Source organism: Paracidovorax avenae ATCC 19860 (genome assembly GCF_000176855.2).
Lineage (GTDB): Bacteria > Pseudomonadota > Gammaproteobacteria > Burkholderiales > Burkholderiaceae_C > Paracidovorax > Paracidovorax avenae.
In genome coordinates, this window is sequence record NC_015138.1 from 5,120,733 (window position 1) to 5,133,086 (window position 12,354).

At 69.1% G+C, this 12,354-nt stretch carries 15 protein-coding genes; 5 read left to right on the forward strand and 10 right to left on the reverse strand.

Annotation, left to right across the window (positions count from 1 at the left end):
* Positions 1-17: 17 nt before the first annotated feature.
* The gene (locus tag ACAV_RS22220; protein WP_013596817.1) at positions 18-713 is read right to left on the reverse strand and encodes a S24 family peptidase; all 696 of its coding nucleotides are present in this window, start codon (positions 711-713) and stop codon (positions 18-20) included.
* Between the two features lie 118 nt (positions 714-831).
* On the opposite strand from ACAV_RS22220, the gene ACAV_RS22225 reads away from it, so the two are divergent.
* The gene (locus tag ACAV_RS22225; protein ID WP_013596818.1) at positions 832-2,313 is read left to right on the forward strand and encodes a diguanylate cyclase domain-containing protein; all 1,482 of its coding nucleotides are present in this window, start codon (positions 832-834) and stop codon (positions 2,311-2,313) included.
* 40 nt (positions 2,314-2,353) lie between these two features.
* Here the strand turns inward: ACAV_RS22225 and ACAV_RS22230 are convergent, their stop codons facing one another.
* The 4 genes from ACAV_RS22230 to ACAV_RS22245 form a co-directional block, all read right to left on the reverse strand.
* On the reverse strand, positions 2,354-2,803 hold the full coding sequence (locus ACAV_RS22230) for an ExbD/TolR family protein (protein WP_013596819.1): 450 nt from the start codon (positions 2,801-2,803) through the stop codon (positions 2,354-2,356).
* 28 nt (positions 2,804-2,831) lie between these two features.
* On the reverse strand, positions 2,832-3,500 hold the full coding sequence (locus tag ACAV_RS22235) for a MotA/TolQ/ExbB proton channel family protein (protein ID WP_013596820.1): 669 nt from the start codon (positions 3,498-3,500) through the stop codon (positions 2,832-2,834).
* An 81-nt stretch (positions 3,501-3,581) separates the two neighbouring features.
* Positions 3,582-4,436, reverse strand: coding sequence for a 4-hydroxy-tetrahydrodipicolinate reductase (dapB, locus tag ACAV_RS22240; RefSeq protein WP_013596821.1), 855 nt, complete (start codon positions 4,434-4,436; stop codon positions 3,582-3,584).
* Between the two features lie 45 nt (positions 4,437-4,481).
* On the reverse strand, positions 4,482-5,039 hold the full coding sequence (locus ACAV_RS22245) for an outer membrane protein assembly factor BamE (RefSeq protein WP_013596822.1): 558 nt from the start codon (positions 5,037-5,039) through the stop codon (positions 4,482-4,484).
* Between the two features lie 91 nt (positions 5,040-5,130).
* Between ACAV_RS22245 and fur the strand changes: the two genes are divergently transcribed.
* Positions 5,131-5,568 carry a ferric iron uptake transcriptional regulator gene (gene fur / locus ACAV_RS22250; protein WP_013596823.1) on the forward strand — a complete coding sequence of 146 codons (438 nt, stop codon included), beginning with the start codon at positions 5,131-5,133 and terminating at the stop codon, positions 5,566-5,568.
* Positions 5,569-5,619: 51 nt separating this feature from the next.
* Here fur and hprK read toward each other — a convergent pair whose 3' ends face one another.
* From hprK to hpf, 3 genes are all read right to left on the reverse strand, one after another.
* A complete protein-coding gene (gene hprK / locus ACAV_RS22255; protein WP_013596824.1) occupies positions 5,620-6,576 on the reverse strand; it encodes an HPr(Ser) kinase/phosphatase in 957 nt (318 codons plus the stop codon).
* A 34-nt stretch (positions 6,577-6,610) separates the two neighbouring features.
* Complete coding sequence (locus tag ACAV_RS22260) at positions 6,611-7,081, reverse strand: PTS sugar transporter subunit IIA (protein ID WP_013596825.1); 471 nt, start codon at positions 7,079-7,081, stop codon at positions 6,611-6,613.
* 158 nt (positions 7,082-7,239) lie between these two features.
* Positions 7,240-7,572, reverse strand: a complete 333-nt coding sequence (gene hpf / locus ACAV_RS22265) for a ribosome hibernation-promoting factor, HPF/YfiA family (protein WP_013596826.1) — start codon at positions 7,570-7,572, stop codon at positions 7,240-7,242.
* Between the two features lie 290 nt (positions 7,573-7,862).
* Here hpf and ACAV_RS22270 point away from each other — a divergent pair, with 290 nt between their 5' ends.
* Positions 7,863-8,789 (forward strand): phosphoribosylaminoimidazolesuccinocarboxamide synthase, encoded by a 927-nt coding sequence (locus tag ACAV_RS22270; RefSeq protein ID WP_013596827.1) that lies wholly within the window; start codon positions 7,863-7,865, stop codon positions 8,787-8,789.
* 31 nt (positions 8,790-8,820) lie between these two features.
* Here ACAV_RS22270 and ACAV_RS22275 read toward each other — a convergent pair whose 3' ends face one another.
* A complete protein-coding gene (locus ACAV_RS22275; protein ID WP_013596828.1) occupies positions 8,821-9,675 on the reverse strand; it encodes an META domain-containing protein in 855 nt (284 codons plus the stop codon).
* 10 nt (positions 9,676-9,685) lie between these two features.
* Positions 9,686-10,594: a thioredoxin gene (trxA, locus tag ACAV_RS22280; protein WP_013596829.1), complete on the reverse strand. Its 909-nt coding sequence runs from the start codon at positions 10,592-10,594 to the stop codon at positions 9,686-9,688.
* Positions 10,595-10,677: 83 nt separating this feature from the next.
* Between trxA and purE the strand changes: the two genes are divergently transcribed.
* Complete coding sequence (gene purE, locus ACAV_RS22285; protein WP_013596830.1) at positions 10,678-11,175, forward strand: 5-(carboxyamino)imidazole ribonucleotide mutase; 498 nt, start codon at positions 10,678-10,680, stop codon at positions 11,173-11,175.
* Complete coding sequence (locus ACAV_RS22290; RefSeq protein WP_013596831.1) at positions 11,172-12,353, forward strand: 5-(carboxyamino)imidazole ribonucleotide synthase; 1,182 nt, start codon at positions 11,172-11,174, stop codon at positions 12,351-12,353. The genes purE and ACAV_RS22290 overlap by 4 nt, the downstream gene beginning before the upstream one ends.
* The last annotated feature ends 1 nt before the right edge of the window (position 12,354 follow it).

Sequence of the window (12,354 nt, forward strand, 5' to 3'; positions counted from 1 at the left end):
GAGGTCCGCGGGCAGCTTCAGATGGACTCGCTCTGCTTGAATACCAGCCGGCCGATGGGGATGCAGTCCGGCTCGGCCCAGGCCTTGCGCGGGTAGCGGGCCTGGTCGGGGTTGTCACAGGAGAGCCACCAGCGCCCGCCATCGCGCTGGACGCGCCGCAGCAGCACTTCGCCGAAGCCGTTGATGGCGAAGACCTGCCCGTCGCGCAGCGTGGTGTCCGAGGTGTTCACGACCACGATGTCGCCTGCCTGGATGGAAGGCTCCATGCCGCAGCCGCGCACGCGGATGGCCAGCAGGCACTGGGGCATGTAGCCGCGACGCTCCAGCCAGTGGCGGTGGAAGGTGATGGGAGCATCTTCATCGGTCTCGTCGGGCCAGATCGCGTAATCCGCGATGCCGGGCCGCAAATGCAGGGAGACCGGGAAGAGCTCGTACATCTCAGGTCCTGCGTCGAAGTCGTATGCGACGGAGGTTTCCCGGATGCCGGCCGGCGCCGGCGGCTGCGAGAACCAGGCGTGCATGCCGCGCAGGGACTCGATGTGGCGCACCGTCTTGTCCGACACGGCACGGTTGCCGCAGAGCATCTGGCGCACGAAGGCGCCGCCGCGGTAGCCCAGCAGGCGACCGAAGGCAGCCACGTTGCCCTCCGACAGACGGCGCACGGCATCGGCGAGCCGTGCCCGCCGCTGCTCCTGAATCCGACGCTCGTCCATCAAACCAAGTTAGCATGCCGGATGGAACCATTTGCTATGATGATTTCATACCAATTGCTGACAATAGTAGCCGATCCGCACGTACGACGGCACGACTCTCGTGGGAGGCGAGCGCAGCATGGAAGACATCGCAAAAATGGAATCCGCTGCCGTGCCGGCGGCACGGCCCTCCGGGGGAGAGGCCCGGCCCCCGCCGTGCCCTGATGCGCCCTGGCCGGCGCTGCTGTGCGGCATGGGCCACGGCGGCTGCGCGGTCTTCGCCCTGGATGCCCGGGGCCGGTTCACCTGCGCCAGCGAGGGAACAGGCCAGTTGCTGGGGCTGCCGGCCGCATCCCTGCCCGGGCAACGCATGGCAGACCTCCTGGCGCGCCCACCTTCCGATCCCCACCTGCACCGGCTGCTGCTCGGGGGCGCCCTGCCCGCGGCAGCCTCCGGTTACCGCTGCGAAACACTGCTGCACCCTGCGGACGGCACGCCACTCTGGGTCCAGGCGCTGCTCCTGCCGGCGGCCGGGCTGCTCACCGGCATGCTGACCGACATCACGGCCACGAAGGTGCGCGAACGGCTGCAGCACCGGGTGCTCGACGCGATGGCGCATGACCTGCCGCTGTCCGAAATCGCTGCCGGCCTGTGCGAGGACATCGAAGCCATGCTGCCGGGCATCGCCGTGTCGGTGCTGGAGCTGGACGGCGAGCACCGGCTGAGGTGCCTGGCGGCCCCCCAGCTGGAAGATGTCCTGGCCGTGCACATCGACGGCCAGCCCGCCGGGCAGGACGGGGACGCCCTCGGCGCGGCCGCCTGGCGCTCGGCCTCTGCCGCCTGCACGGACATCGCGGCGGACGCGCGCTGGGCCCCGTGGCGGGAGCCGCTGGCCGCGCGGGGCTTCACGGCCTGCTGGTCTGCCCCGGTCCTGGGCCGCGACGGCCGGCTGCTGGGCTCCTTCACGCTGCACGGCCGGAGCGCCCTGGGCTGCGACGGCCTGCCTCTGCACGCGCTGGAGGCGGGAGCGCGGATGTGCGCACTGCTGCTGGAGCGGGAGCACACCCAGCAAAGCGTCCGCCGGCTGGCCTATCAGGATGCAGTGACCGGACTGCCCAACCGGGCGTTCCTCCTGGAAGCCACGGAGCGCCTGATCCGCGAGGCGCGCCGCGAAGGCCATTGCCTGGCGATCGCCTTCATCGACCTGGACCGGTTCAAGCAGGTGAACGACCAGCTGGGCCACCGGGCCGGCGACGACCTCCTGCGCGAAGTGGCGCAGCGGTTGCAGGGTGCCTCGCGGCGGGCCGACATCGTGGCCCGCATCGGGGGCGACGAATTCGCCGCGGTACTGCCCCATTGCGGCAGCCGCGAGGCAGCCGCGGCCGCACGCAGGCTGCTGGCGGCCGCGGTGCGCCCCGTGCTGCTCCATGGCCGGTGCTGGAGCCTGGGCGCCAGCATCGGCATCGCCCAGTACCCCCGTGACGGTACGAACGCCGCCACGCTGCTGCACCACGCGGACCTGGCCATGTATGCCGCCAAGCGGGCAGGCGGCCAGCGCCTGAGCGTCTTCCGGGGCAAGGCGCCGGGCGCACCGGTGGTGCGCGAGGCCCTGGACGGGTGATCAGCGGCGGCCGCCGGAGGGGAGCGCCCCGGCAGGCGGCTCAGGGGCGCGCGGCGGCGGCCGTGGCCGGCGGGGTGGCCCCGGGCTCGGCCACGAATCCGATGCGGTGCAGGCCTGCGGCGTGGGCAGCGCCCATCACCTCGACCACCCGGCCATACGGCACGCCGGCATCGGCACGCAACTGCACCTCGGCTTGCGGATGCGCCTGCGCCACGCCGCGCAGCCGCTCGGCCAGGGCGGCGCCATCCACGGGCACGCCGCCGACGAAGACCTGGCCTGCGGCATCGATCGCGACTTCCACGGAATCGCCGGAGGCACCCTGCGTGGAGCCCTCCGCCCGCGGCAGGTCGAGCCGGATGGCACTGGCCAGCAGCGGCGCGGCCAGGATGAAGATGACCACGAGCACCAGCATGACATCCACCAGGGGCGTCATGTTGATGTCGCTCATCGGCTTGGGGGCGGATGTGCGTTCGAGTCGGCCGAATGCCATGGTTCGGAGGCGGGCTGGAGGCGGAGGATCAGCCGCCGCGGGACGGGGCTTCGTCCAGGAGCAGTTCGCGCAGGTCGAGGGCGAAGCCTTCGAGGTCGGCCTCCACGCGGCCGATCCACCTCCCGAACAGGTTGTAGGCCAGCACGGCGGGAATGGCCACGGCCAGGCCCGCCGCCGTCATCACGAGCGCCTCGCCGACCGGACCGGCGACGCGATCGATCGATACCGCCCCGCCCCCGGCCAGCGCCGTGAGCGCATGGTAGATGCCCCACACCGTGCCGAGCAGGCCGACGAAAGGCGCCGTGGAGCCCACGGTGGCCAGCAGCACCTGCCCGAACTGCAGGCGCGCCAGGACCCGGTGCAGCGCATCGCGCAGGACGCGCGTGAGCTGCTGGGAGCGCTGGCCACTCGCGGCCAGCGAGCCGGCCTGGGCGTTGTTGGCGATGCCGGCGGCGGCGTCCACCAGGGGCCGCACCAGGCCGTCCGGATCGACGGGCACCAGTCGCTCGCGCGCCGACTCCAGCGTGGGCGAACGCCAGAACTCGGCGGTGCTCCGCTCCACCCCGGCCACGGCGCGCCGCAGCAGGCGCGCCTTCCAGAGGATGACCACCCAGCTTGCAATGGACATGGCCAGCAGCAGCAGGGCCGAGATGCGGGTGACCGTGTCCCCCTGATGCCACCAGTGCCACGCGTTCATGGATACGCCACCAAGAGAAAGGAGAAGGGCGGGCGGAACTGCCGTTACCGGGCCGTGCCGTGCCGTGCCGGCGGAAGGCGATCAGCCGTGCAGGCCGAGCACGTCGAACATGTCGAACAGGCCCGTGCGGTGCGCCGCCAGGAAGCGGGCCGCGCGCAGGCTGCCCTGGGCATAGCCCGAGCGGCTGGAGGACTTGTGGGAGATCTCGATGCGCTCTCCCGTGCCGGCGAACAGCACCGTATGGTCGCCCACGATGTCGCCGCCGCGCACCGCAGCGAAGCCGATGGTGGACGGATCGCGCTCGCCGGTCAGGCCTTCGCGGCCGTACACGGCACAGTCCTTGAGGTCACGGCCCAGGGCCTGGGCAATGACTTCGCCCATCTTGAGCGCCGTGCCGGAGGGAGCATCCACCTTGTGGCGGTGGTGGGCCTCGATGATCTCGATGTCGTAGCCCGTGGACAGCGCCCGGGCCGCCATCTCCAGCAACTTGAAGGTGACGTTCACGCCCACGCTCATGTTGGGCGCCATGACGATGGCAGTGCGCTGTGCGAAGGCCTCGATCTCGGCCTTCTGGGCGTCGGTGAAGCCGGTGGTTCCGATCACGGCCTTGACGCCATGCTCCGCGCATGCCGCCAGATGGGCCAGCGTGCCTTCCGGCCGGGTGAAATCGATCAGCACGTCGCAGCCGGCCAGGCCTTCATGCAGGTCGGCCGTGATGGCTACGCCGCTGGCATGGCCCAGGAAGGCCGCGGCATCGGTTCCCAGGGACGGGCTGCCCGGCACGTCCAGGGCGCCCGCGAGGACCAGTTCGTCGCCGCTGCCGCGCAGCGCCTCGATCAGCATGCGGCCCATGCGGCCGGACGCCCCCGCGATGGCGACGCGGATCGGCGCCGGAGCGCCGGAGGAAGACGGGGTCGAAGCAGCGGATACGGTCATTGCGCGCGAAGGAAGGGTTCGAAGGAGGTGGCTTTTGCCGGCCACTCAGCGGGTGGTGGATTCGAGCGGAGGGTAGCTCGACGGCGGAGGCGGCACCGCGGAATCGGCTGGCTCCGGCAGCGTGGCGGTAGCGGCCTTGGGGTACTTGGCGAGCTGCTCGGGCGTGGCCTCGAGCTGCGGCACCTTGGGCTTGGTCTTGCGCGAAGTGCCGAGCGTGGCGACGAATTCGGCCTCGGTGGGCATCTCGTCGCCCTCGACGCGTTCGAAGGCGTCGTTCTTGAAGAACACCGTCAGCTTGCGGGACTGGGCCTCGACCCCGGGCCTCTTGAGGGTGAAGACGTAGTCCCAGCGGTCGGCGTGGAACAGGCTGGTCACCAGGGGCGTGCCGAGGATTTCCTTCACCTGCTGGCGCGACATGCCGGGCTGCAGCGCCTCGACCTGCTCGCGGGACACGAAATTGCCCTGCACCACCTCGACCTTGTAGGGGGTGATCATGCTCGCGATGCGGTTGCTGGCGCTATCGAAGCTGCCGCAGGCCGAAAGGCCCGTGCCGAGCAACAGGATCAGGCCCATGCGGGCGCTGCGATGGGCGTGGACGGACATGGAAATAGGCATAGACGATATGATCGGACCATTGTAGCGGCTGGTCTTCCAGGCCTTGGCGCGCGCCCCTGGCACACCGAAGGACCCTGTCATGACGAACATCGACGAACTCAAGAGCACCGGGCTCAAGGCCACCCTGCCCCGCCTGAAGATCCTCGAGATCTTCCAGAAGGGCGCGCAGCGCCACATGACGGCCGAAGACGTGTTCCGCGTGCTGCTGGACGAGCGTTCCGACATCGGCCTGGCCACCGTCTATCGCGTGCTCACCCAGTTCGAGCAGGCGGGCATCCTGATCCGCAGCAACTTCGAGAGCGGCAAGGCGGTATACGAGCTGAACGAAGGCCAGCACCACGACCACTTCATCTGCATGGTCTGTGGCAAGGTGGAGGAATTCTTCGATCCCGAGATCGAGAAGCGCCAGCAGCTCGTGGCCAAGGCCAAGGGCTGGGTGGTGCAGGACCACTCCATGGCGCTCTATGGCCAGTGCGCCACCTGCGCGGCGAAGGCATCGTCCGGCTCCGGCCGCTGACCACCACCGCATCGGACACCGCCCCGCTGCGCGCCGGGCGGGCGGCCTTCTTCAGGATCCGTCCCGCTGCTCCATGGCGCGCCGGTGGCGCTCGACGAACTCCTGGTAGGTATCGATGCCGCGCAGGTTGAGAATGGTGTTGCGTACCGCCGCCTCCACCAGCACCGCGATGTTGCGCCCCGCCACGACCTGGATCACCACCTTGAGCACGGGCACGCCCAGCACGTCCTGGGTGAGGGGTTCGTAGGGCAGGCGTTCGTACTCGCGCTCCAGCGTTTCCTTGCGCACGAGATGCACGATCAGGCGCAGCCGCATCTTCCGGCGCACCGCCGTCTCGCCGAAGATGGCCCGGATGTCCAGCAGGCCGATGCCGCGCACTTCCAGCAGGTTCTGCAGGAGGTCGGGGCACTTGCCCTCGATGGTGGTCTGGTTGATGCGGAAGAAGTCCACCGCGTCGTCCGCGACCAGCCCGTTGCCGCGCGAGATGAGTTCCAGCCCGAGCTCGCTCTTGCCCAGCCCCGACTCGCCCGTGATGAGCACGCCCAGCCCCAGGATGTCCATGAACACGCCGTGCATGGTGATCCGGTCGGCGAAGTGCTTGGACAGGTAGGCGCGCAACACGTCGATGACGAAGGCCGACGATTCGTGCGTGGCGAACATCGGGATCTGCGCGCGCTCGCACATGGACAGCAACGCATCGGGTGCCATCTGGCTGTCGGCCAGCACGAGCACCGGCGGCTCCAGCGTCACGATGCGCGCGATGCGGCGCTTGCAGTCCTCGGGCGTGGCATTGACGAGGTAGGCGATCTCGCGCTCGCCCAGGATCTGCACCCGGTAGGGGTGGATGTAGTTCAGGTAGCCGACCAGATCCGCACCCGAGCGGGCGGACCGCACGGCGACTTCGTCGAACCGTCGCTCGGAGGCACCGAGACCTGCGACCCATTCCCACTTCAATGCGGAGCGGAAGGCCTCGAAGAGGACGTCGGCGCTGACGACGTTGGGTTTCACGTGTTGCGGACCGTTGCAGCGAGGAAGAAGCGAATCACGCGGTGGCCTGCGCGGATTGCCAGCCGGCGATGAGCCCGTGGAGCTCGGCCGCATCGGTGGAAGCCTTGATGCGCTCGCGCAGCGGCCCGTCGCTCAGCAGTTCCGCGATCTCCGAAAGGATTTCCAGGTGCTTCTGCGTGGCGGCCTCCGGCACGAGCAGGAAGATGAGCAGGCCCACGGGCTGCTCGTCGGGAGCGTCGAAGCCGATGGGATGCGCCAGTTGGAAAACGGCCGCCATGGGCGCCTTCAGGCCCTTGATGCGTCCGTGGGGAATCGCGACGCCATGGCCCAGACCGGTCGAGCCCAGGCGTTCCCGGGCGAAGAGGCTGTCGGTGATGAGCGCGCGAGAGAGGCCATGCTGGCTCTCGAACAACAGCCCCGCCTCCTCGAAAGCACGCTTTTTGCTGGTGGCATCGACGCTCACGAGCACTTGAGCGGCCGGCAATATGGAAGCTAGACGGTTCATGGTGAAGGGTTGCGATTATGCACCCCTTAGCATAAACCCTGAGCCCCCGGAAAGGGGCATGAAAAAGCCGCCTTTCTGGCGGCTTTGCGGGCGATGCCAGGGTGGAAGCCGGTCAATCCCGCTGAATGGAATCCTTGACGCTCACTTGGGGTTCGCGGTTACGCCGGCTGTGCCCGCTTGATGGCGCAATGGTGGTCCTGCAGGCGGTCCTTGTGGCGCACGACCTGCCGGTCGAGCTTGTCCACCAGTTCGTCCACCGCAGCGTAGAGGTCGGAGTGCGAACTCTCGGCGAACAGGTCGTTGCCCTTGACATGCACATTGCATTCAGCGCGCTGGCGCTTCTCCTTCTCCTTCTGCTTTTCGACGGTGAGAAGCACCTTCACGTCAACCACCTGGTCGAAGTGCCGGCTGATCCGGTCCAGCTTGCCCGTCACATAGCTGCGCAGGGCGGGGGTGACCTCGAGGTGGTGGCCGCTGATCGTCAGATTCATAAACAAGTCTCCTTGGCACGTTGAAGTAAACGCCGTCGCCTCGGCGACCGAGGTGGCGGCTCGACGGAAGGGAGCTCATGCATGCGCTGTCGAATCCACTATGCGCGCCACTGCCGGGAAATGCAATCCTGACCGCGGCACGGCCGGGGATACTGCTGTTACAGGTGACCGGGCGGCGGGACGGGCGCACAATGCACAGGCTTTACGGCAGGGCGCGCCCTAGAATCCGGGCAGTCCCGACGCGCTTCTCGGCACGGGGCCGGATTACCGCTTGCAACCCTTTTCACACCATGACCCTGCCCAGCCCTTCCGCCCTGCACACCTCGTCCCTGGCCTCGCTGCCACTGCTCGCACGCGGCAAGGTCCGCGACAACTACGCCGTGGGCGACGACCGCATCCTCATGGTGGCAAGCGATCGCATCTCGGCCTTCGACGTCATCATGGGCGAGCCGATCCCGGGCAAGGGCGAGTTGCTGACGAAGATGGCGCTGTTCTGGTTCGACAAGCTCGGGCACCTCTGCCCCAACCACCTGACGGGTGACGCGCCGGAAAGCGTGGTGTCGCCCGAAGAGGCCGCACAGGTGCGCGGCCGCTCCATGCTCGTGCAGCGGCTGCGCCCGATTCCCGTGGAGGCCGTGGTGCGCGGCTATCTCGCGGGCAGCGGCTGGAAGGAGTACCAGGCCAGCCGCGCGGTCTGCGGCGTGCAGCTGCCCGAAGGGCTGACGAACGCGTCGCGCCTGCCGCAACCCATCTATACGCCGGCAGCCAAGGCGGCCGTGGGCGAGCATGACGAGAACATCACGTTCGAGCGCACCGTGGAGATGGTGGGCATCGACCTGGCCACGAAGATCCGCGACACGAGCATCGCTCTGTACGAGGCCGCGGCCGCGATCGCGCTGGAAAAGGGCATGATCATTGCCGACACCAAGTTCGAGTTCGGCCTGGCTCCCGACGGCACACTGGTGCTGATGGACGAGGTGCTCACCCCCGACAGCTCGCGCTACTGGCCCGTGGAAGGCTACGAGGCGGCGCTGGACGCCGGGGAGAATCCGCCCAGCTACGACAAGCAGTTCGTACGCGACTGGCTGGAGCAGGCCCAGGTGAACGGAGCCCCGTGGAACAAATCCGCGCCCGCGCCGCGCCTGCCCCGCGAGGTGATCGAGAAGACGGCTGCGAAGTACCGCGAGGCCCTGGAGCGCCTGACCGGCGGCCAGTGACTGAGCCGGCTGCGTCCGCATGCCCGCTGCGTCACTTCAGGCGCAGCTCGGGAGCCTCAAAGCGCAGCAGGACCTTTTCCTTGCCCGGCCCGTCCTCGCGGGCGAGCACGAGTTGCCGCCCCTCGATGCGGTAATGCTTTGCGGCGCGCAGCGCCTCGAGGTACAGCCCTTCGGCCAGCCCGGTATCGAAGCACAGCCGCAACCCCGAATCGATGGTGCCGATGCGCAGTTCGCCCCCGGACATCTCGTAGGTGGCAATGAAGGGATTGCAGCCGCCGGATCCCGTGATCCGTCCTTCCTGGGGCTGCACGACCAGATGCGCCTGCGGCCGGCCGGCAGGGGCGGGCGGCACAGCCATTCCGTCCACTTCCGTGAGCTTCCAGTATGTTTGCGCGAGCGGTACCGTGGCCTGTTCGGTGGCAGCAATGCGCGGCAGCGGCTGCAGCAGCACGTCCACGTGGCGGTAGGCGGGATCGCGCTGCAGCGGATTCAACCCTTCGCTCGCCATCCAGGCGATGCCGTTCACCGATACCATGGCGCGGACGACGTACCGCCGGTCGTGCACCACCTGCGCGGAGCGGTAGGGAATGCGCAGCGTCACCGGTAGCCGCTCGAACTCTTCCAGGGTCTGGCGCCCGACGATGACAGGCGGCGCATCCGCATCGGTCACGTCCAGGATGGCCACCTCGAACGCGCCACCCGACGGGATGAAGATGCGCTGCCGGGCATAGGCAAGCCCCGTCACCACGGCATCGGGCGGCGGGGGCAGGATGCCGCAGCCCGTGGCGCACATCGCCAGCACGGCCATCGCGAGCCAACCCACGCGGCGGGACGGCCGCCACATTCCGGCGCGGCGGTCCTGGAATGCGCGCGCGGTGCGCGCCATGCCCGTCACATCAGCTCAGCACCACGCTGGAGAGGCGGCGCCGGTAGGTGGCCACGACCGGATCCTCCGGGGGGATCTGCCCTTCTGCGACCTTCAAGCGGGGAGGCTCGATGACCTCGAGGACAGCGACGTAGGTCTTGCGCGCGGCCTCGTCGTTCCAGGCCTTGTCGCGCATGAGGATTTCCAGCAGTTCGTCCATGGCGTCCGTCCAGCGCTGCCGGGCGATGAGCCACCGGGCGCGTTCGAAGCGCGCGTCGAAGTCCCGCTTGTTGGCGCCTATCCTCTGCGCGAACGCGGCTTCCGCGGCGGCGGCGTCCGGGGCGCCTTCAGCGGCGTCGATCGCGTCCATCCACACCTTGAGCGCGCCGAGCCGGCGCGAGCCGGGGGCCTTGGCGATGACGGGCGCGAAGGCGACCTTGGCGTCGTCCACGCGTCCGAGCTGCAGCAGCAGCTTCACGTAGTCGAAGCGCGCATCGTCGTTCGCGGGGTCGGTGGCGACGGCATGCTGGAGCTTTTCGAGGGCAGTGTCGGTGTCGCCATCCTCCAGCGCCTCCTGGGCGGCCTCTTCCTCGGCCTCGGCCAGCAGTTCATCGGCGCTGGGCACGTGCTTGTCGAGGAAGGCGCGGACCTGCCCCTCGGGCTGCGCGCCCATGAAGCCGTCCACGGGCTGGCCGTTCATCATCAGCACGCAGGTGGGAATGCTGCGGATGCCGAACATGCCGGCGATCTGCTGCTCCTGGTCGGAATCGATCTTCACGAGCTTGAAACGGCCCGCGTACTCGGTTTCCAGCTTCTCGAGGATGGGGCCGAGCGACTTGCAGGGGCCGCACCAGGGGGCCCAGAAGTCCACCAGGACGGGCACTTCCATCGAGGCGGCGATGACCTCGGCTTCGAAATTCTCTACGGTGACGTCGATCATTGTGTGCAGCAGGCGGGGCGCGCCAAAAGTAAAATCCCGGGTTCCACTCAGGCGGGTGCGCGCCGCGCGCACCCCCACTCCACATGAAACCCATCCAGATCGGCGTGGTCATGGGCTCCAGCAGCGACTGGGAGACCATGCAACACGCAGTGCAGATTCTCCAGCAATTCGACATCGCCCACGAAGCACGCGTGGTCTCGGCACACCGGATGCCCGACGACATGTTCGCCTATGCCGAGTCGGCAGCGCAGCGTGGCCTGAAGGCGATCATCGCCGGCGCGGGGGGCGCGGCCCACCTGCCGGGCATGCTGGCCGCCAAGACGACCGTGCCCGTGCTGGGCGTGCCGGTGGCCAGCCGGCACCTGCAGGGCGTCGATTCGCTGCACAGCATCGTGCAGATGCCCAAGGGCATTCCGGTGGCCACCTTCGCGATCGGCACGGCCGGCGCCGCCAATGCGGCGCTTTTCGCCGTCGCCCTGCTGGCCAGCGAGAACCCGGCCCTGCGCGAGCGGCTGGAGGCATTCCGCCGGGAGCAGACCGCTGCGGCCCGCGCGATGGCGCTTCCGACCGAAGCGGTATGACGATGCCCGGCTCCACGCAGCACCCCATCCTTCCCGGCGCCACCCTCGGCGTGCTGGGCGGCGGCCAGCTGGGCCGCATGTTCGCGCATGCCGCCCAGGCCATGGGCTACTTCACGGCGGTGCTGGACCCCAACGCCGAAAGCCCTGCCGGCCGCATCAGCCACCACCACATCCGGACGGCCTACGAGGATCCGGACGGACTGGCACGCCTGGCCGCCCTGTCGGATGCCATCACCACGGAGTTCGAGAACGTGCCCGCGCAGGCGCTGCGCATGCTCGGTGCCGAGCGCCCCGTGGCGCCTGCGGCCGACGCCGTGGCGATTGCCCAGGACCGCGCGCGGGAGAAGGCGCATTTCGTGCAGTGCGGCGTGCCGTGCGCGCCCTACGCCGTGATCGAGACGCCGGGGCAGCTGGAAGACGCCCCTGCGGCGCTCCTGCCGGGCATCCTCAAGACCGCGCGCCTCGGCTACGACGGCAAGGGCCAGGCCAGGGTGGCCACCCGCGAGGAACTCGCATCCGCCTGGGAAGCAATGGGCCACGTACCCTGCGTGCTGGAAAAGCGCCTGCCACTGGCCTTCGAGTGCTCGGTGATCGTGGCGCGCGGGCATGACGGCGCATGCGTCAACCTGCCGGTGCAGCGCAACCTGCACCGCGACGGCATCCTGGCGGTGACCGAAGTGCATGCTGGCAACGTGCCGGAGCCGGTCGCACGGCAGGCCGTCGCGGCGGCCCGGTCCGTCGCGGAGGGGCTGGGCTACACGGGCGTGCTGTGCGTGGAATTCTTCGTCCTCGAAGACGGCTCCCTGGTGGTCAACGAGATCGCGCCGCGGCCCCACAACAGCGGCCACTACAGCCAGAACGCCTGCGATGTGTCGCAATTCGAGCTGCAGGTCCGCGCCATGGCACGGCTGCCGCTGGTGGCGCCGCGCCAGCACAGCGCCGCCGTGATGCTGAACCTGCTGGGCGACCTCTGGTTCGCCCGCGGAGCAGCAGCGGCCAGCACGCCCGACTGGGCCGCCGTGCTGGCCCTGCCGGGCACCCACCTGCACCTGTACGGCAAGACCGAGGCCAAGCAGGGCCGCAAGATGGGCCACCTGAACGTCACCGCGCCCACCGCGGAAGCCGCGCGCGCCACGGCGCTGCAGGCAGCCGCGCTGCTGGGCATCGCCGCGTTCTGAG